The sequence below is a fragment of the Glaciecola sp. 2405UD65-10 genome (genome assembly GCF_048820975.1).
In the GTDB taxonomy this organism is placed as follows: domain Bacteria; phylum Pseudomonadota; class Gammaproteobacteria; order Enterobacterales; family Alteromonadaceae; genus Glaciecola.
Genome location: NZ_JBMEUF010000001.1, coordinates 2,467,236 through 2,488,550 on the forward strand (window position 1 = coordinate 2,467,236; position 21,315 = coordinate 2,488,550).

A 21,315-nucleotide genomic window follows, 5' to 3' on the forward strand; every position below is an offset into this window, starting at 1 on the left:
TTTGCAACTTTTTAATAAATTTGTATATAGCCTGCCTGCTTAATTATAAAATTCACACTATAAAAATCTATATTGGTAAACATCTGAATTTAAAGAGCTATTTATCTTATTTAAGTATTTATAGAAATTTATATAAGGACAAACTACAGCCTTGCGTTATTATTTAGAGCGAATTTTAAGTGTTTATATAGAAGTATTAAGTGAAACCACCTTTTCAAACTGCTAATTTTACAGTTGACCCTATTGCCGGCAGCGTGACGGGCCCCCAAGGGAATATTTGCAAAATTCGCCCGCGTACTTTTGAGCTTTTACTATTTTTAGTGTCTGCAGAAAATAAAGTGGTGAGTAAAAGTGAAATACTTGAAAAAGTATGGAGCGATGTAGTGGTAGGTGAGCACGTTGTGTTTCAGTCAATCAATGAAATCCGGCAGGTATTCTCACCAAGCAATGTTATTAAAACAATACCCAAGCAGGGTTATGCTTGGACCATGCCAGTTACCTCAGTAAGTAAACCAATACTGCAAAATAGGGGGAGTGAACAAACAAGTAATAGGCCTAAGCGCATTATACAAACGTTGCTCTTCTCATTCTGCGTTGTATTGCTTTTTATTCTCATATGGGCGAACAAGCAACCCGACGCTTATATTTCTGGCTCAATAGTGGTGTTGCCGGTTAACAATCAAATTGACGACAGTGATCACGGCTGGCTGTCTTTAGGTGCAATGGATCAGCTCATTCAACAGCTAGCCTCAAACAAAAATAGTGGCGTTTTGCATACTGATTATGTACTAGAAGTTATGCAAAGGGCTAATGCTCCTGCTTACGGTTATAGGCAAAGTGATATTGATAAGCTATTTGTTGTGTCAGGCGCTTCCTTAATTGTTGAGCTTGCGTTTTCTGGTACTCCCCAAGATTACCAACTACTGTATACTCTGCACCGCCCTCACGGTAGTAACAAAGGCGTATTATTCTCTTCGCGAATTGCTGACGCGATTGATCAACTCGCCAAACGGATTTCCAAGACTGGCGGCTTAAAGTTAAATGAACTGGGAACTGACTACCATTCTGACTTTGCTAATGAATTAATTGCCAATGCATTAGAGGCAAAGCGAGATAATAAGCATGAGTTTGCTAGTCAGTTGCTACAATCAGCAATTATTAGTGAACCGCACAACTTAACGGCCCAACGCTTACTGTTACAAATAGTAATTGAGCAAGGTGATATTGAAAACAGTTCCTTGCTATCAAACTCACTGCTACAACAAATTAGTACCTACGAAACCCCTCACCGCGAACATATAAGAATTTTGTTTTGGAGCGCAGTGAATTTAATAATACAGAAAAAATTTGAGGCCGCAGAGCCATTATTAGAAGAAGTAGATGCTTTATCGTCAACGCTCAATGACTGGCTTTATTTAGCGTATTTGGCTGAGCTTAGAGGACAAATTGCACAGTTTCATCAAGAGTTTGAAAACGCCGAAGCGTTATATACCGAAGCAATCAACTTTCATAAAGTACTTCATTGTCCCTTCGGTGAAAGCAACGGTTTGTTAAATTTATCTATGCTAGAGAAAGAACGCGGTAACACTCAGAAAGCCGAAATTCATATAAATAAGGCACTAACTCTAATTAGGAAGCGCCAACTTAGTGAATTAGAAGTACGCGCTGTAAGTTGGCAAAAGCAACTGTTGCAATGACGCAGCTCTTTGTCATTACCGCGCTTCTTTTGTCATTACCGCGAAGGCGGTAAACTCCTAAACCCCATTTCTAGTTTATACTGCGAGCGTACTGCGGGAGGTTCCCACCTACGTGGGAATGACGCTTGGGGTTGTGGGAATGACGCACTACTTTTGTCATTACCGCGCAGGCGGTAAACTCCTAAACCCCACTTCTACTTTATACTGCGAGCGTACTGTGGGAGGTCCCCACCTACGTGGGAATGACGCTTGGGGTTGTGGGAATGACGCTCGGAGTTTTGGGAATGACGCTCAGGGTTGTGGGAATGACGCTCAGGGTTGTCGGAATGACAAACATACCTACAAATAATTAGCATAAATGTTTAGCTAAGCTTGTCTAAATAAAGAAATAGTTTAACAATGTTCTTCTTAGCTTTAAAAGTTGCGTAATTGGATCAGCGCGGCGGTTTTATCCCTCTTCAACAGGAATGTCTATGTTCAACATTGTTCCCTCAAATCGCCAAGAGCACTTGCTCATTGTAATATCAGAGCTTATTAAGCAGCAGCATACGCAATCAGCTAGCAGCATATTTACGCCGGTGCATGTAATGGTTGAAAGCTTAGGTATGAAGCACTTTGTGAATATGGGAATTGCGCGCCATTTGGGCGTGTCTATGAACATTGAATTCCCCCTTGTATCACGCGGTATTTACAATATTTGTCGCTTAATTTTAGGCGAAAACGAAGTCCCTAAAGAATCTTTGTACAAACGCGAAATACTGGTTTGGCGTATAGAAAGCATTTTACGGGCAAGCGACTTTATCAATAATGAAAACGCTGAAGCCGCTAACACCTATTGGCAAAACGCGAGCGATCCAAACAGAGCGCGCTTTATGCTGGCGCAAAACACAGCTGACGTGTTTGAGCAATATATGCAGTATCGTCCCAATTGGTTTGAAAGCTGGGAAAAGGGCGAATCAGTTATTGAGCAAAACACCTCTATTGCAGATATTTTAGAGCCTTGGCAGCGTTTGCTATGGCAAATGCTTATAAAAGATAAAGCCGCTACGCTAGGAAACGGCAATTACCCTGCAAAAATACTGCAATCAGCAATAGAGAAGTTTGAAGTAGGTAAGGTGGAATTACCTCAGGTACTACACATTTTTGTGGTAAATGCGCTTAGCCGGCAACAATTAGAGTTGCTGTATAAAATTAGCCAGCAAATCGACATTTTCTTTTACCATTTAAATCCTTGCGGCGAATATTGGGCTGACCTAGTCACTGACAAACAACGCATGCACTTATGCTTAAAAGCCGGTATAGATAATTTTTTAAATGAAGATTCCCCCAATAGCTTACTAGCCAATTTAGGCACTCAAGGCCGCGTGCTTTTTAAGCAGCTTCAACAAATTGACTACCCTGATTTTACTGACAAAGCCCTATTTCAAGACTTGCTCAAGCAATCTGGCAAAGCGCCGGCTACTCTGCTTGAAGCCGTTCAGCAAGATTTACTAAAAGCGAGCACGGGCAGTATACAAAATGTAAAAGAAGACAACTCGGTAAGTATACATAGCTGCCATAGCCATTTACGTGAAATCCAAGTGCTACATGACCAACTCTTGCATATTATTCAAGCTAATAAAGATGCAACAGACGAACACGGTAATAGCGCCGCCATTCATCCACACGACATAATTGTGCTGTGCCCCGCAGTGGAAGAATACGCCCCTTATGTAAAAAGTGTGTTCCGTGACTTGTTTGATAAAGAGCAGCCGGGCAACCCGCGCTTAGTGTGCTCTATTGCCGATCGCGCGCCCTTAGACGCTAACCCCTTAATTAGTATGTTTATGGACATGCTGGCTTTACCTGACAGCCGCTTTTCGGTGAGTTCATTAATTGATTATTTGCATATTGAAAGCGTACAGCAACAATTTGACTTAAGCCTTGAAGATGTTGAGCTGTGTGAAGCATGGATAGCGCAAGCCAATATCTTTTGGGGTAAAGATGCCAACCATAAAGCTAAAGTAATTCAAGCGGAGAAAAGCAATAACTTGTACACCTGGGAATGGGGTTTATCGCGCTTGTTAAAATCAGCCCTATTTGCCGATTCAGCCGAAAACGATGTCCCTTTTGCCATGCTGCATTGTGTTGAAGGGCAAGGCCTTAACGTGCTGGCTAAACTTATGTTGTTTATTGATTCACTGCAAGGCATTCACGCTGGCCTAATAGGTGAAAAAACCATGAGTGACTGGCTCAGCTTTATGCAACTACATATTTTAGAGGTGTTGTTTAGCGGCAATGCCAACAACAATGCAGTGAGCGCTATAAAACGCGCGCTTAATCAGGTAAGTATGAATACCGCAAATGCGCGCTTTGATGACAAAGTATCCTTAAGTGTTGCCCGTGAAGCCCTAAGTGCCGTGTTATCTATTCCCGACCCACTCAATCAATTTAACACGGGCCAAGTCACCTTTTGTTCTATGGTGCCCATGCGCAGCGTTCCGTTTAAAGTAATATGCGTATTAGGCTTAAACGACGGCGTTTTTCCGCGTACCACCCAAGCACTCAGTGTTGATTTAATGACCCAAGAAAAACCTCTTGAAACCGACCGTTCAAGGCGCAACGAAGACCGTTACATGTTTTTGGAAGCCATCATTTCGGCTCGCCAGTATTTGTATTTGAGCTATCAGGGTAATAGTCTGAAAAACAACTCTGAGCGCGAACCCAGCTTAGTGCTGCGTGAATTTATAGATTACCTAACACTCGCTTTTGATTGCGCGCCAGTCACGCATCACACTTTGCAGGCTTTTAGCAAGAAGTCGTATCAGCTAGGTAAACTGGCAGACACCAGCTTTGCTAGCCGCCCCTCATTTGCTCAGCCATGGCTTGATGTATCAACAAGAGCTTCATCTGATAAGCTAAGTTTACAAGTAGAATATGAGCTTCCTAGCCATATAAATACCGATGAATTAGTGCGCTTTTTTAAAGACCCTTTTGCCTATTTCGCAAAGCATCATATGCACCTGAGCTTTGAGCAATTTCGTGATGCCCAAGATGACGTAGAGCCGTTTGAAGTGTCTAATTTAACCAAGTATCAGCTAAATACTGCCATGCTTAAATACGCCACTGAACCCACTGAGGAGTTTGATGCCAACTACGAGCGCTTGTATCAAAGCGGTGATTTACCCGAAATAACCCGCGAACAAAATATTGAGCGTGAAGTATTCGAAATAGTGCAAGCAGGATTTTTAAGCTATTTACAAGAAAACCCTGAGCACGAACTTGCCTTAACTGAGCAACAATACCAAGATTTTTCTTGTGACATTGAACTGCCCAGCGCCAATAGCAACAACCAAACAGTAACATTAAGCACATCAATGCTAGCTAACGCCCAACACCAAACCACTGTGCGGGAAACAAAGCCCGTTAAAATAATTCAGCTGTTTGAATTTATATTGCAGCATGCCATTAAAGTAGCGGGCTGCAATAAAGGCGTATCAAGCACTTTGATATACCTTGATATAAACGCCACCCGTAAAAAATACTTGGAGTATTTAGGCGGAAAACTCGTTAATAAGCCCAAAGCAAAAATTCAAAGCTTAGCGCTTAATTATGAAAACGGTTTTGATCAAGCCATGGCTAAGGGATTTTTACAAGCCATACTAAGCGCGTATAGCGAAGGAATGCAAACCCCCTCTCCCTACTCCATTAATATGGGCGAAAAGCTTAGAAATGTGCTGCTAAAGCCTGAAGAAGTGAGTACTAACGAACTTATAAAAGTGTTAAATGATGACGCAGCCAATGAGCGCAGCGGCAATGCGTATCGTGATTACTTTTTCCCCAACAACTTCAGCGTAAGTGAGCAAAATATTGCAGTTTTAAAAAGTATCTTCTTTGCCAACTTACCCGAATCTGTGGAGCTTAAATAATGAAAAGCATAACAGAGTTTGAAGCTGCACTTAGTTACCCCTTAAATGTGAATGACATGCCTTTGCAAGGCCAGCAAGTAATAGAGGCCAGTGCCGGCACAGGAAAAACCTACAACATTACACGCATATTTTTAAAGCTTTTACTGGTTAAAGAAGCCACGGTTGAACAAATACTCATAGTGACATTTACCAAAGCGGCTACCCAAGAGCTAAAGGGCCGCATTGCGTCAGAAACCAATAAATTGCTGCATATTTTAAGCAATGAGCCCGAACAGCTTGACCCGCTTTTCACGCAAATGATCAACAGCATAACGCTTCCTAGTAACGCAGTGCCGAATTCACCAGCATCTGAAGAAAGCGAACTGAAAGAAGGTGACGCAAGGCCTTTATTTGAACAAAAAGTAGCATTTGCGCAGCGCTTATTAAAGCAAGCGTCATTGCGCTTAGATGAAGCCTCTATTTTTACCATTCACAGCTTTTGCCAGCGCATAATTAAGCAAACCGCCTTTATGCGCCAACAACCATTTTCACTTGAATTGGTGCAATCGAGCGCAAGTTTTATAAGCGAAGCGGTAGAAGACTGGTTTAGACGAAATCAACAAAATGAGGAGGTGTTAAGCACTCTAAAACACCTCAAATTATCAAGTCCACATGCCTTTATCCAAGAGTTTTCATCGGCATTATCGGGCTTTATTGAGCCCGAACTCATGCCCGAATCAGACCCACTCTTGCAAATGAAAGTGGCACAAGCAGAACAAAGCCTAGAAGCGGAAAAATCCAGCATTGTTGCGTATAAAAATACTTTTTTTGAGCAATGGGATGAAGCACACGGTACCGCGCTATTAAATGATTTTAAACAACTAGTGAATGCGCATGCAGAAACCATTCAAGCCGCGCTGAGTGATGCTAAAGCGAACAAAAAAGCCCTTGGGGTGTTTGAAGAATTAAGGCACTGGTTAACAGAAAAAGACCCTAGTTTGCCTGCCATAAGCAACTTAAAAGTCTTACTTGCCAAAAAACACGCCACGCTGTGCGTAGCCGCTTTAAATGACAGTGCGCTCACCGCGAACACCGAGGCTTTATTTAGCGCTTTACTAAGCGCATTTACAAGCTACTTAGAAGCGAGCAAAGACGCGCTAAACGCATTTGCGAAAACCCTAAAAGGCGTAGATAAAATCCGTAAGGATATTCATAAGCCTACTACGCGCGCGCGATACAGCTTAATGCTAAGCGCCATACAAGACATTAGGCAAACCGTTGCGCACAAAAAACAAAGCCTTGGATTTATGGACCATGATGACACCATTGCCCAGCTTGCAAGCGCAGTCCAAAGTAATAATGAAACGGTAATCAACTATATTCAACACAATTATCCTTACGCTTTAATAGATGAATTTCAAGATACCGACAGCGCCCAGTTTTCTATATTTTCGCGCTGCTATCCGCCCAATAGTCCTGACCATTTGCTGCTTATGATTGGCGACCCTAAACAGGCTATTTACGGCTTTAGAGGCGGCGATATCAATACCTATTTGGGCGCCTATGAAAATGCATTCCCTAAGTGGTCAATGCAGCATAATTTTCGCTCTAGCGAAAACATGATAGATGCCTACAACACGCTATTTTATGGTGAAAGCCTATTAAGCAATAGTTTATCAATAAAGAGCTTGAAGGCTCGATTGCCTGCACAGCACCAAGAACAAGGTGCCGAGCAAGTATTAAATACGCCTGAGAGTAGCGAAACTAAGGAAAAAAGCGCCTTACATGGCAAAAGTTTATTTGCTGAAAACATTAGTTACCCGTGGATTTATCCAGGCAAAAAGGGTGATGGTGACACCCCAGCGCTTGTTGATACCCTGCAAGGTGCAATACAGTTTCAGTTACATCGTGACGTATGGAAACCTAGCGACCCACAACAAGCTACTCCCAACCTTAGAGCCGAGTTCAAGAAAGAACAAGCCGAAGCGCTAAGTAGCGAAGTGATAAGGCTTTGCAAGCAAGCCCAAATTGGCGAAAACCCTGTTCAGCTGAAAGATATAGCGGTTCTAGTAGCATCCAAAGGTGAAGCTAAGCATGTACAAACAGCGCTGGCGAAAGTAAACGTACCTTCGGTATTTTTGAGCTCGCGCACAAACATATTTACTAGTGATCAAGCCAAGTCATTGTTTATGGTGCTTGATGGCATATTACACGTTAAGCAAAATGATAAGTTTTTACGCGCCCTAAGCACTGACTTGTTCGGTAAATCTCCTGCGTTTTTGCATACGTTGCTAGATGATGACAAGGCATTTGATGCGGCTAAAAATGAGTTTTTCGAATACAAAAAACTGTGGGAGAAAAAAGGCGTTTTTGTACTGGTAAGTGAACTCATAAAAGCTAATTATGTGAATGTGAGTGAAGAAGAATCGGCCGAGCGTAGCCTCACTAATTATATGCATTTAGCCGAAATTCTTAATACGCAAAGTAAAACTACCGAACATGCGTATCAATTACTCAATTGGTTTAATAAGCAAATTCCAAATGATAATGACATAGCCAACAGCCATGATGAAACCACCCATCAGCGCTTAGAGTCAGATGATGAACTACTCAAAATTGTGACTCTGCATGGCTGTAAAGGCTTAGAATATCCTATTGTATTTATTCCTTTCGCTGGCTTTGCACCTAAAAATTTACGTGCAAAACATTTGGTTCAGTTTTCAAAAACCAGTGAAAACAATAGCAAATATATTGTGAAACAAGTGGGTGAAAACGAACATGCCAAGGCCGCGCAAATTGAAGAATTTGAACAAGAGCAGCTTCGCTTGCTGTATGTGGGAATTACCCGAGCCGTTCATCGTTGTTACTTAGGTGTGGGCAAACCTGCACTTTACCAGCGCTCGGCTTTGTATCCCCTAATACAAGCTCAGTCAAGTGGTTCTGATGAACTATGTGATACACTTAGCGAGCTTCATCAACTCAACCCTGGTTTATTTAATTGGCAGTTTTTTGATGAAATTGACACTCAATTTACTTATTCACCGCAAACCACTGAAAACACCTTAAGCGCATCTAGCTTTAGCGGCAACAGTGACTCACAGTGGCAATTGTATTCGTTCTCGCGGCTAAGCAAGCACACCCAGCATGTTGACTTACATGACAAAGGCAAAGACGATAGCGAAAGCTTGCAACAGCCGCCAGCCGAGCAAAAGCCTGATGCAAACACGCCGCTTGAATACCGCTTTAGCATGGAGCGAAGTGCCGATACCGGCACTTTGTTACACAATTTATTAGAAGATCATGATTTTACTTCGCCCAATGGAGTTGAACACGGTGAAGCCTTAAGCGCAGATGAAAATAACCCCCATATTATGGTGTATCAAAACGCTGCCCGCGTATGCAATGTTGAGCAAATGAACGCATGGCTAAACGAAGTGCTTTCAACGCCACTGCCTGCCTTAAATGAATTTATACACAGTACGCAGAAACAAGCCTGGGTAAGTTTGCATCAACTTAAAAAAGGGCATGTACTAAAAGAACCTGAATTTTACTTTCCTATGCAAAGCGTAGCGCATGGTCAATTGATGCAAGTGCTTAATTTGCATAGAAAGCAAATGGCTGAGCAAAGGCAATTGAGTACCCCGCTAAGTGCCAGCGTAACCGCAGAAAGCCAATTAAGTGCCAGTGCTTTAAAAGGTATGATGCATGGCTTTATAGATTTATTGTTTGAACACGACAACAAGTATTACGTAGCCGATTACAAATCAAATCATTTAGGCAATGAGCCAGCAAGCTACAACGCCGAGAATATGACCGCGGCCATTCAGTCACATCAATATGACTTACAGTACGTAATATATAGCTGGGCGCTAGATAGGTTTTTGCAGCACAAACTGGGTGAGAACTACGATCGCGCTTCGCATTTTGGCGGCGTCTACTATTTGTTTTTGCGGGGTATGTCACCTAATTATCCTTTAGGAACTGGCGTGTATGCAGCGCAATTAAGCCCTGAAGTATGGCAAGCCCTTGATACCTTGCTAGATGCAGCACCAAGCCAAGGAGATGCATAATGAAGTTTACATCACTCTTAGCGCAGTTTGATCAAGTAAGCGCAGCCGATGGCGTAATGCTTAGCAATATTTTAAGGTTTTATCCTTTCATAGGCAGCGATTCTGAGCAAAGCATCTTATTTGCGACCTTGCTTAAATTTCACATTCACCTGCAACAAGGCAATACCTGCCTGCCTTTGCACAAAATAGCCGGCAAGCTACTTTTTGCCAGCGCTTTACCAGAAACTGGCAACATTGATACAGAGGCAGATGATGCACCTACCAATGAGAATGTCAAAACGGGCATAATGCTCCCTGAGGTATCTGAACTCAGTGGGATTATTGAAAAATGGATACAAAACCAAACAGAAGCCTTTCCTTATTTGTTCGAACAGGCAGAGCTCAGGCTTCATCGCTACTTTTACTACGAAGCCGAAATAGCGCAGCACATCAAGCAAATTAATCGAAGCTTAAATGTGCAACTAAGCAGCGAACTTCAGCAAGTTTTCCAAAATTTGTTTCCTAATAAAAGCCGTGTTGATTGGCAGGCTGTTGCGGTAGCTAGCGCCTTGAATCAAGGCCTAATGATTTTAAATGGTGGCCCGGGTACCGGCAAAACTCACACTCTGGCGCGCATGTTAATTATGCTGCAAATGCAGTTTCCCAACAAAATAATAAAGCTAGCCGCCCCCACTGGGAAAGCGGCACAACGCCTGCATGAATCCTTAAGTAAAACCTTTGCCAAACTTACAAGTACAGAACACTCAAGCTTGGCAAAAGTTATTAGCCGAATCCCCAAAGACACCACCACATTGCATAAATTGATTGGTACTCATGTGGGCAAAACTACCAGTATTAAAAGTGAGCATAAGAAGCTGGGCTGCGACATTCTAGTCATTGATGAATTCTCAATGGTTGACGTTGCCCTATTCGCTAAAACTTTACGTGCTTGCAAGCCCAATGTGCAACTTATATTGGTGGGTGACACTCAGCAATTACCGTCAGTAGAAGCGGGAAATATATTAAAAGACTTAAGCCATACCGCTGGCATGCAAAAATCAGATAACATGCTGAACTTTATTACTCAGGTAACGGGGTATAAGCTTGAAGCAGAACTAGCAAACGGCGCTGACCATATTGTGACCTTGTATAAAAACCATCGCTCAGAGCAAAATGTATCTGATATAGCGGATGCCATACAACAAGGTAACATTAGCTTGTTGTCAAACTTACTCACTGAGCAAAACGATACAGCAAGTAGCTCGCAAAAAAACACCTCTTTGTACGCCGACGATTGTGACGAAGCGCACTTTAAACTAGGCCTAGCGAATAAGTTAGCAGCACTTATTGAGCACTACCAAAACGCAATACAAAGTGCGCCCACGCCGCAAGCTTTACTTTATGCATTAAATGAATATCGCGTACTTACGCCCATCAGAAAAGGCCCTTACGGTGTACAGGGGCTTAACTATTTCATTACGCAGCAACTCGCACAGCATAAGGTAAGTGCGTATAACGCACCCATTCAAGCGTTTCACGGGCAGGCCATTATTATTAATGAAAATGACTACTCCGTGGGCTTAAGTAATGGTGACGTAGGTGTGGTGTGGGATAGCAACAAAGGAACAGATAAACCGCCTGAGTTGGTCGCGTTTATTGAACAAGATGATAAAAAAGTAAAGCAAGTGAGTTTACACAGGCTGCCTAAATACGAAACGGCATTTGCCCTCACGATTCATAAAACACAAGGCAGTGAATATGAGCAAGTATTATTAGTGCTTCCGTTTGGCGGTGCACAGGGCTGCACGCAAGAATTGCTATATACTGGCATAACACGGGCGCAAAAGTCAGCCGATATACTCGCCGTGCATTCAGTGTTACACGCTAGCCTTAAGCGCAGTAATCAGCGCGATACTTGCCTAGCTAGCCTGCTTCAGCAGCCACCTGCTAACTTGCCGTAAAAGAATAACATAAGGGATACAATGAAGTTTCTGCATACATCTGATTGGCATATTGGCCGCCAGTTTCACAATGTTTCGTTATTAGAAGACCAAAAACATGTGCTAGCTCAAATCATTGAGTACGTCAAAACCGAACAAGTAGATGCGCTTGTAATTGCCGGTGATATTTATGACCGTGCCATTCCCCCAGCAAATGCCGTTGCCTTGCTCGATGAAACCCTAAACACAATATGTTTAACGCTTAACGTCCCCGTAATTTTAATATCAGGCAATCATGACAGCGCAGAAAGGTTGCGCTTTGGTGCAGGGCAAATGAAGCAGTCAGGCTTGCATATTTTAAGTAAAATAGAAGATGTTACACAAGCCGTTGTAATTAAGGCTGAGGACCTTGAAGTTGCTTTTTACGGCATACCTTACTGCGAACCCTTAAGCGTAAGGCAAGTGTTCAATGAAGAACTAAAAAACTATGACGATGCGCATACGTTTTTGGTGAACAAAATTAAAGATGCAACACTGAGCAATCAGATTAATGTATTAATCAGCCATTGTTTTATTGATGGTGCTGAAGAATCAGATTCTGAGCGGCCTTTACAAATTGGCGGCGCCGACAGAGTAAGCTATACACCCTGCACAAGTTTTGACTACGTTGCCTTAGGCCATTTGCATAGCCCCCAATACAAAGGCGAACCACATATTCGCTATTCTGGCTCTATTATGAAATATAGCTTTTCAGAGCAACATCAAAAAAAAGGCCTAAGCTTAGTTGAAGTAGACAAAACAGGCTTAGTCAAACAGACTCACTTACCCCTTAAACCCCTGCGCAACATGCGAGTAATAGAAGGCGAGCTAAACACTATACTTGAGCAAGGTAAACTTGACCCACATAGCGATGATTACTTACTGGTTCGTTTAACTGACAAACACGCCATACTTGATCCTATGAGCAAGTTGCGCGCGGTATACCCCAATGTGTTGCACCTTGAAAAGCCCGGCATGTTTGACCCAAGCAACAGGTTAATGACGCAAGCTTCATTAAAACGTGGCGAAGCAGAAATGTTTAAAGATTTCTATTCTCAGGTAACGGGCAATGATATGTCTAATGAGCAACAAGAAGTGATTTCTGGATTGATAAACGATTTGAATAAGTAGGGCAAACCCATGAAACCACGTAAACTTGTTGTACAAGCCTTTGGCCCCTTCGCAACAAAAGAAGAGCTTGATTTTAGCCGCCTGGGCAACAACCCACTATTTTTAATAAATGGCCCCACCGGCGCTGGAAAAAGCTCAATTTTAGATGCTATTTGCTTCGCGCTTTACGGCCAAACCACTGGAGCGGAACGCACTGCAACTCAAATGCGCTGCGATTTTGCCAGCCCTAAACTACTTACTGAAGTAAGTTTAGACTTTTCACTTGGCAACAAAACCTATCGCATTACTCGTATTCCTATGCAAGAGCGCAGCAAAGCAAACGGTGAAGGCACAACCAGCCAAGCATCAAAAGCCACTCTATGGGAATTAGATGGCACTGAAAACAACACTTTATTAGTTGAATCTAAAGTCACTGAGGCTGACGCCCAAATTCGCACTTTGATTGGCCTTGACGTAGAGCAGTTTCGCCAAGTAATGGTGCTGCCCCAAGGCAAATTCAGAGACTTACTTTTAGCTGACTCCAAAGACAGAGAAAAAATATTCAGCCAGCTATTTCAAACCTCGATTTATAAAAAAATTGAGGATGCGCTAAAAACTAAAGCATTGGCTATTACCAAAGCGAAGAGCGATCACGAAAATCAAATTAAAGGGATTTTACAAAGCGCTGATGTAGAAAGCGCAGAACAATTAAAGCTTAGTATTGCTAAAATACAGCCTGAACTTGAGCTTGCTTTAACAGAAAAAACAGCCGCCAGCGAGGCACTGAAATTCGCTGAAAAACGCCTTGATGATGCTAAAATTCTCACAAGCAAATTTGACAATCTTGCTAGAAAAAATGAAGAGCTAGCACAGCACAGTATGCAAAAAGTCGACATTGAGAAAAGTCAGCTTCAGCTAAAGTTGGCACTAAACGCACAAAAGCTTGAAGCCCCGTTTTTAGCTAAAAATGACTTACATGAAAAGGTAGGCACCACTCAAGCCTCGTTGAAGCTTAGTGAAGCAAATTTAACTCAAGTAAACGCGCATCTTAAAGACGTAACATTGGCATTTTCGAAGGCTGAAGAAGCGCACAAAAATGTACAAATATTACAAACTGATTTGAATAAACTTGAGCAATACTTAGGGCTTGCAAACGAGCTAAGCGAGGCTAGAAACACACAAGAAAACTGCCAAAAAGAATTTAACGTTCACCATGAAAAGCAGCTTGGCGAGCAAAAAAAACTTAGCTATCTTAAGGCGCAAATAGCTGAAAAAGAGGCTTCAATAGCGCAGCTCAATATTGCACTTGAAGCATTGCCAGAACAAAGCATATTGCTTGAGAAATATCGCCAAAACAAAGACGCTCGGCAAAAACTTTTCCAAGCCAATGAAGAACTGCACATCCTTAAAATTCACACCCGTGCAGCCAAGAATACATTAGATGGCGCTGCCACTTTATTGAGCGATTTAGAAACCGCAGCTAAAAAATGTGAGTATTCGTGGCACAGCAATCAAGCGGCCATATTAGCGCAAGATTTGCAAACAGGTGAAGCTTGCCCGGTGTGCGGTAGCCTAGAGCATCCCAATTTAGCTCAAGCGCTCTTAGACAATGCCGCGAGTAAAGAAGATGTTGAGCAAGCTAGACAAAAAGTAAGTGCCCAAAGCGCCCTACGTGATAAGGCAAAACAAAGTGTTGATAACGCGCTAATTAAAGAAAATACGAAAGCAGCCGCCATTGCTGAGATTGAAACAGCACTAGGTGAGCTTGCCTTACAAGCACCCGAAGCGCTCAACCGTGAGTTTGAAACGCAGCAAGCCGTGGTAGAGTCTTTAAACAGCACCAAGCAATCTCTTGCCATCATACAAGGCTCGCTTAGTAAGGAAAAACGTGAATTATTGCAACTTGAAGAGACATATTCAGCCACTGAAAAGCTAGCCAATACCAGTAAAGAGCGTTTAAGAATAGCTGAAAGCCAAGTGGAGCAAACACAAAAAAAGTTACCTGAAAAGTATCAAGACTCGGTGAGTTTAAATACTGAAATTGCTGATACTCGCAGCAAAATAGTGAATTTAAACACGGCCCTAGAGCAAGCGCGTAAAAACAAAGATAGCGCGCAGTCACAGCTTGATAAAAGCGAAGCGAACACGGCCTCTTTAGCCAACCAGTTAAAAGGGCTTCAAAACGAACTCGCTACCGCCATACAAGCCTGGGAGCTTAAGTTACAGGCAAGTGAGTTTGACAATGAAGCGCAATTTACGCAAGCCCTACTAAGCGACGAAGAACAAGCTCGGCTCAACAAAGAAATTGATAACTACAAGCAAACTCTCAACACCCTTGAAGGGGCTAAAACGCAGCTTGAAAGTGAGCTTAAAGATAAGACGCTACCTAACTTAGTACAGCTTGAAGAACAACTTACCCTTGCCAACCAAGGGTATGTACAAAAAGATGAAGCATGGCGGGGTATTGAGCAGCGTAACAATCAGTTAAGTCAAGTGCAGGCCAAACTCGTTGGTGCGCTTAAGAAGCATGAAGCTTTAGACCAACAATACAATACAGTGGGCACGCTGTATGAAGTGTCAAACGGCATAGGCGGCAATAAAGTTAGCCTTCAACGCTTTGTACTAAGCGTACTGTTAGACGACGTATTAATACAAGCTTCTGAGCGCTTACTGCTTATGAGCAGTGGGCGTTATCAGCTCATTCGCAAAGAAGAGCGTGCAAAAGGCAATAAAGCTTCAGGCCTTGAGCTTGAAGTAGATGATACTTACACAGGTAAATCCCGCTCAGTGGCAACATTGTCAGGCGGTGAGTCATTTATGGCGGCACTTGCCCTTGCGCTGGGTTTGTCAGACGTGGTGCAATCATACGCTGGGGGCATTAAGCTTGACACCCTATTCATAGACGAAGGCTTTGGTAGTTTAGATCCTGAATCATTAGAACTCGCCATTCGCACGCTGGTAGACTTACAAGCAACGGGGCGCACCATTGGTATTATTTCCCACGTAAGTGAACTGAAAAACCAAATGGCCCTGCGCGTAGATGTGCAAGCAAGCCAAGCAGGCAGCAAAATTGCCTTAATCGCCTAAGGTAAGTCATAAAATCAAAGGCCAAGGCCTACTAGTGAACAATAATTAATAGTTAAAAATTAAAAAAGGTCAGCGACTCTTGCGAATCACTGACCTTTTTATGAGATAGTTTATCTAAGTCTTAAAATAAGAACTTAGCGCCTAGGTATAAGCGACGAGGTTCAACAAAGTCTTTTGCTTCACCAAATGCAAAACTACCGCTCCCAGCAACTAATTGCTCTTCTTCAAGAACAGCTTGGTCATCAAGCACGTTGAATACGTCTAAGAAGAATTCTGCTTTGTAGTCACCAAAGGTATGGTTGTACTTAAAGCGAATATCTAGGGTGCCGTATGCCTCAGTTTTTTCACTGGCTAGATTTCCTGGAGCAATCCATAATCCATCATAACCACCAAAGTCATAAGACTCCTCTTCGCGTAATGGTAATAAGCGGCCATAAACGTTTTGAGCTCTGTTATAAAAGGTACCCGAGTTCCAGTTATAAATTGCGCCAATTTCAAAACCATTATCAAAGTAGTAAGTACCGAACACTTTAAATTGATGTTCAATATTGCCTGGCTGCTTACCATACATGTTAGGTGCGCGAGGGTCTAAGTAATAGAAATCACCTTGTAAGTCTGCATTACCATCTGAATTTGAATTACCTTCCGCGTCATTGTAAGTGTATGAAGCGAGCAAATTCCAATTGTCAGTACGTAGCTTTTTGAAAGTCACTTCAATACCTTGATAATCTCGTTTACCACCTTCAAGCGTAGCTAGCACGTAGTTTGATCCAGGATTTTCAGTATAACCAAAGTAAGACAAAGGTAAGGCCAAGCTTGAACCGTCAAGTTGCCCGCCCTCAGTATAAACACCTAAATCGTAATCTTCTAAAATATCTCTAGTAGCACGTTTAGTGTATGTTACTGATATATTGGTACTTTCACTTAAGTTTTTCGAATAACCTATTAGGAATTCGTCGGTATAAGGCGTTTTAGTAGTAGGGGCAAAGAAAGCGTCTTGCGTACCCACACCACCGCGAGTACGGAAAGTTTCCCATGCGCCGTTGTAGTAAACCTGCTCTTCACGTACCGAACCTGTTAAATTACCTGCGAATGATGTCATATCAGTACGCACTGGGTCATAATATCTTCCAGTAAAGGCCCATACTTTTGAATCACCGTCGCCATTAATGTCATAAACAACACTTAGTCGCGGTGCTATTTCCCAATCAAAACTAAAGATTTTAGCGCCTGTAGAAGCGTAATGATCCCATTTTTCAGCGCGTAGCCCTACATTCACGGTTAAATCGTCAAAGTTAACACTATCTTGAATGTAAAAAGTCTGACCTTTAGTTTCAAGCTTCGACTCTGCTTGTTGAGTTTGAATAATTCGATACGCGTTTACGTCACCGGTTGGGTTGCCGGCAGTGCTATCAAATACAATAGATGCAACATCTTCAACATCAATCCCCACTGCAGTAGCTATACGTTCTGCATCATCTTCAGATAGGTCTCTAGAACCAACCCAGCCTTGATTTCCAGTGTAATCTGCAAAGGTTACGCCTGCATCTGCATCGTCTATAGACGTATATTGAGCCGAATCACCGGTATAAACTGAATTAGTGATATTTTCGTTAGTTTCACGTGAATAACCCGCTTCAATTGTATGGTAACCAAAGTCAGTATCTAAATAGTATTCAACATTTACGTAAGCACTTTCTTTATTACGGTCACGCAGCGTGTTTGCGCCTAAGCCGCCTAAATCGGTGTCTGATTGAGAGGCACTGCCAGCATTACTTAAATAAGCAACATCGTTACGCGTTGTAGCATCTTTTGCTAAATCAGAAAGTTCAGATTCATGACGCATAAATCCAGCGTTAATCACCACATCATCCCATAGGTGTGAATAATCTATTTTGAAGTTGTCACCACCTGCATCTCTTGAGCTGTCACGATTTGAAAGAACGGTAAAGTCACTAGTACCTGACCTTTCAAGCGGGTCATTAAAGTAGGTTAATACTAAACGGTCATTGTCTGTTGCTTGCCAAGTTAGTTTACCAAAGCCAAGTGTCTCTTCCCTCTCAGTAGAACGAGAAAACTCACCTGTATCAGCATTTAAAACATCATCTTTTCTGTTTTTAATTTGGTAAGAAGCAAAAAACCACAGCTTGTCTTTAATAATTGGGCCGCCTAAAGTAACGGCAGTATCGTAAGTTGAAAACCCGCCACTAGCTTGCTCAGCATCTGCGACTAGACTGTCATTTTGAAAATAATAGTTAACCGAACCGTGAAATTCATTACTACCTGATTTTGTAATAACTCGCGATACTAAGCCAGTACCCCCAGCATATTTAGCAGGTACACCGCCGGTTAATACTTGTTGCTCTTGAATAATCTCAGAGTTAATGTTGCCGCCGAATGTACCGGTAACATTATCAGTTACGTTTACACCATCAATATAATAAACGTTATCTGAAGACTGCCCAACAGTACCGCCGCTATCGGCATAGTTAACACCTGATTTCGAAGAAGGATTCCCACCGGCACTTGGCTTCACGCCCGGTGTTAATTGCAAATAGCTTTGGTAAGAACGCCCAGTAGGCAATGACTCTGTTAGATCAAGCGTAATATCGAGTCCTGTTGATGAAGACGTTGTATCAATAGCCGTAATGGCACGCCCTGATATACTAATGGTTTCAACATCGCTTGTATCGGTGCTCACAACATAACTTAAGTTTAAACTTTTACCTGTAATTACTCTTACATCAGTTGCTTCAAATGGCTGGATATTCGCACCGTTAACGCTTACCGTATATTGACTTGAAGCGTCTAGCCCTCTTAAAGTCACAAACCCGTCTGCATCTGTTACGGCATTTTTACTCACTAAACTATCAGGTGCCTCTACTAATATAGAAGCCCCGGCCAATGGATTACCACTAGCATCTGTTATTTTTATTTTTAAACCACCGGTATCTGCTGCATAGACTGAAGCGGATACACCTAATGCTGCAGCAACAGCGAACGCTGTTAAACTGCGTTTAATATTTTTCATGTCGATTTCCCTGAATTATAGTTATTTTAGATACGGCGCGTAGATGAAGATTAATCTAGATTCTAATTTTAAGTCGCTTTTTTATACTATAGTCTAATAAATGTGATGTAAACATATGTTTTTTGCGCACTCAAATTCGCTTTTATTGTTAATAAAGGCCACTTAGTTAAGCAATGAAAATTGCATACGCACGCTCGTAACCGCACGAGCAACGGGCGCACTATTGGTATTATTCCCCACGTATATGTCTGGTATTGTGTCCCACGTATATGTCATCCCCTTGAAGAAGGGGGAGCCCCTTGCCACTCGCTATTCTTTGACGAGCCGCGCTAGTGCATTTTCTATACTAAAGTTTGAGAATGACCTGCCGTTAACCTATGATGACTGCACATATCGGCGAATTTTGTCTTATCGCTAAAATATCACCTATATGTTTACTCTAAGCTTCGCTTCGATATCCTTAATATTTAACGAGAAAGTACGAGTTACGTGATAGCAAACAACAAACTCAAACACGCCATTTCTTGGGTTGGCGGTAAACATGAAACTGAGCAAATCAAATTTGCTCAATTTAAAGAATTGGTGACGAAAGTCCCTCTGCTTTACTTCATATTGCTCGTAAATTCACTCGTTTTAGCCTATACATTTTATTCTGTAGCACCAAACTACCTTACTGTTTTTGTGGCAGCTGCGTTATCGGTAGGTTGTGTTTTTCGCTCATTCAAATGGTACGGCTATAGAAAAAAGCACTTCACGATCAAGCAAGTTGAATATCAAATAAAAATGACTGTGCTATTTTCCATCATAATGGGATGGGGTTTTATGGCATGGGGGATAGCCTTATTTCAGTATGGTGATATTGGCCAACAAGTGCATGTTGCTTACTACATATCTATTACTGTGTTTGGCATCATCGTGTGTTTAATCCACTTACCCGCTGCGGTTTGGAGTATTTCTATTTCGGTAGGCATCCCGTTCGTAATTTTCTTTTGTGCAACCGGCTCACCCATCTTCATGTCTATTGCGTTTAATTTTAGCATTGTTGCCGCAGTTTTGGTTTCTATTGCCCTTAGTTACTACAAGTCTTTTTCAAACGTAATTACGTCGCGCTATGCACTTGAACAACAACATAAACAAACCCAAGCACTTAACTTACAAAATGAATTATTAGCCAATCAAGACGGCTTAACGCAACTAGCAAATCGCAGAAGCTTCGCCAAACATCTTGAAAACAAACTAGAAAGCGCTTCGAGTAACAATCAATTTATAGTAGGTCTATGCGATTTAGACGGCTTTAAACCAGTCAATGACATTCACGGCCATGCCGCTGGTGACCGAGTATTAAAAGAAGTTAGCCTGCGCTTGCGGCAAATTGTCAAAGATGACTGCATGCTAGCGAGAATTGGCGGTGACGAGTTTGGTTTTGTGATTGACCACAGCGCTAGTCCTGACAACATAATAGTCCTTGGAAACCAGATTACGCAGGCACTTCGCTCACCCTTTATTATGCGCTCAGGCTTGGTCCAAATATCAGGCTCTTGTGGCTTTGCTGTGTACCCTGAAGCGGGTAATACTGTTGATAAACTACTAGAGCGTGCCGACTTCGCTCTTTACCAAGCCAAAAACGAAGCACGAGGCTCATCGGTAGTTTTTTCAACTGACCATGAACAACTTATTAGCAACAAATCAAAAATTGAACTCGCTTTAACTCAAAGTATGCTCAACAAAGAACTGAGCTTACATTATCAACCAATTGTGAATGGTAAAACGGGTGACATACGAGGGTTTGAGGCGCTTGCTCGTTGGTATAATGACGAACTAGGCCATATACCGCCAAATGAATTTATTAGCATTGCTGAGAAAACCGGCATTATTAGTGAATTAACTTTGTATTTGTTTGAACTGGCAGTAAAAGAACTCGCCCGCTGGCCAGAACATCTATTTTTGTCGTTCAATTTGTCGGTACATGACGTAATGAGCAGTAAAACACTGCATGACTTAGAAAACATATTGATGACACACAATATTGCGCCGCAGCGAGTGCAATTTGAAATAACTGAAACCATTATGATGAGTGATATTGACCATTGCTGTGAGGTAACAAAAACCTTGCGTGAAAAAGGCTTCATTATAGCGCTTGATGATTTCGGCTCAGGCTATTCTAGTTTAGGGTATCTGCACAAGTTAAACTTCGATACTCTTAAAATAGATCGCAGTTTTGTTGCCAATCTTGAGCATGATCCGCGTAGCCAAGGGATCATAAAAACAATGCTTGAATTGTGCAGTAACTTTGATATTACGAGCACCATTGAGGGTGTTGAAACCGAAGCACAACGAACAATGCTTCTGTCTTTAGGATGCAAAAACATGCAAGGTTATTTCTTTCACCGCCCCGCCCCTATAAGCGAGTTTAATCTACAAATTCAGCGTGCATCTTAGCTAAGCATTAATATTTCGACTTTTGTTGAAGTTTTA

Annotated in this window: 8 protein-coding genes; 7 read left to right on the top strand and 1 reads right to left on the bottom strand. The window is 42.1% G+C overall.

Annotation, left to right across the window (positions count from 1 at the left end):
- The first annotated feature begins 200 nt into the window (after positions 1-200).
- From ACOI22_RS10970 to ACOI22_RS10995, 6 genes are all read left to right on the top strand, one after another.
- On the top strand, positions 201-1,697 hold the full coding sequence (locus ACOI22_RS10970) for a winged helix-turn-helix domain-containing protein (RefSeq protein ID WP_420672067.1): 1,497 nt from the start codon (positions 201-203) through the stop codon (positions 1,695-1,697).
- A 473-nt stretch (positions 1,698-2,170) separates the two neighbouring features.
- Positions 2,171-5,605 carry an exodeoxyribonuclease V subunit gamma gene (recC, locus tag ACOI22_RS10975; protein ID WP_420672068.1) on the top strand — a complete coding sequence of 1,145 codons (3,435 nt, stop codon included), beginning with the start codon at positions 2,171-2,173 and terminating at the stop codon, positions 5,603-5,605.
- Entirely contained in the window at positions 5,605-9,654 is a 4,050-nt protein-coding gene (locus ACOI22_RS10980) for a UvrD-helicase domain-containing protein (RefSeq protein ID WP_420672069.1), read from the top strand. The genes recC and ACOI22_RS10980 overlap by 1 nt, the downstream gene beginning before the upstream one ends.
- A complete protein-coding gene (gene recD / locus ACOI22_RS10985) occupies positions 9,654-11,594 on the top strand; it encodes an exodeoxyribonuclease V subunit alpha (protein WP_420672070.1) in 1,941 nt (646 codons plus the stop codon). The genes ACOI22_RS10980 and recD overlap by 1 nt, the downstream gene beginning before the upstream one ends.
- 21 nt (positions 11,595-11,615) lie before the next feature.
- Positions 11,616-12,743: an exonuclease SbcCD subunit D gene (locus ACOI22_RS10990; protein WP_420672071.1), complete on the top strand. Its 1,128-nt coding sequence runs from the start codon at positions 11,616-11,618 to the stop codon at positions 12,741-12,743.
- A gap of 9 nt (positions 12,744-12,752) precedes the next feature.
- Positions 12,753-15,809 carry an AAA family ATPase gene (locus tag ACOI22_RS10995; RefSeq protein WP_420672072.1) on the top strand — a complete coding sequence of 1,019 codons (3,057 nt, stop codon included), beginning with the start codon at positions 12,753-12,755 and terminating at the stop codon, positions 15,807-15,809.
- 121 nt (positions 15,810-15,930) lie between these two features.
- On the opposite strand, the gene ACOI22_RS11000 is transcribed toward ACOI22_RS10995, so the two are convergent.
- Entirely contained in the window at positions 15,931-18,840 is a 2,910-nt protein-coding gene (locus ACOI22_RS11000) for a carboxypeptidase regulatory-like domain-containing protein (RefSeq protein ID WP_420672073.1), read from the bottom strand.
- Between the two features lie 489 nt (positions 18,841-19,329).
- On the opposite strand from ACOI22_RS11000, the gene ACOI22_RS11005 reads away from it, so the two are divergent.
- Positions 19,330-21,279: a putative bifunctional diguanylate cyclase/phosphodiesterase gene (locus ACOI22_RS11005; RefSeq protein ID WP_420672074.1), complete on the top strand. Its 1,950-nt coding sequence runs from the start codon at positions 19,330-19,332 to the stop codon at positions 21,277-21,279.
- The last annotated feature ends 36 nt before the right edge of the window (positions 21,280-21,315 follow it).

Bases quoted from the DNA above. Each gene is read 5' to 3' on its own strand.
- ACOI22_RS10995 (WP_420672072.1), top strand. From the start codon at position 12,753: ATGAAACCACGTAAACTTGTTGTACAAGCCTTTGGCCCCTTCGCAACA.
- ACOI22_RS10980 (WP_420672069.1), top strand. From the start codon at position 5,605: ATGAAAAGCATAACAGAGTTTGAAGCTGCACTTAGTTACCCCTTAAAT.
- ACOI22_RS10990 (WP_420672071.1), top strand. From the start codon at position 11,616: ATGAAGTTTCTGCATACATCTGATTGGCATATTGGCCGCCAGTTTCAC.
- ACOI22_RS11000 (WP_420672073.1), bottom strand. From the start codon at position 18,840: ATGAAAAATATTAAACGCAGTTTAACAGCGTTCGCTGTTGCTGCAGCA.
- recD (WP_420672070.1), top strand. From the start codon at position 9,654: ATGAAGTTTACATCACTCTTAGCGCAGTTTGATCAAGTAAGCGCAGCC.
- recC (WP_420672068.1), top strand. From the start codon at position 2,171: ATGTTCAACATTGTTCCCTCAAATCGCCAAGAGCACTTGCTCATTGTA.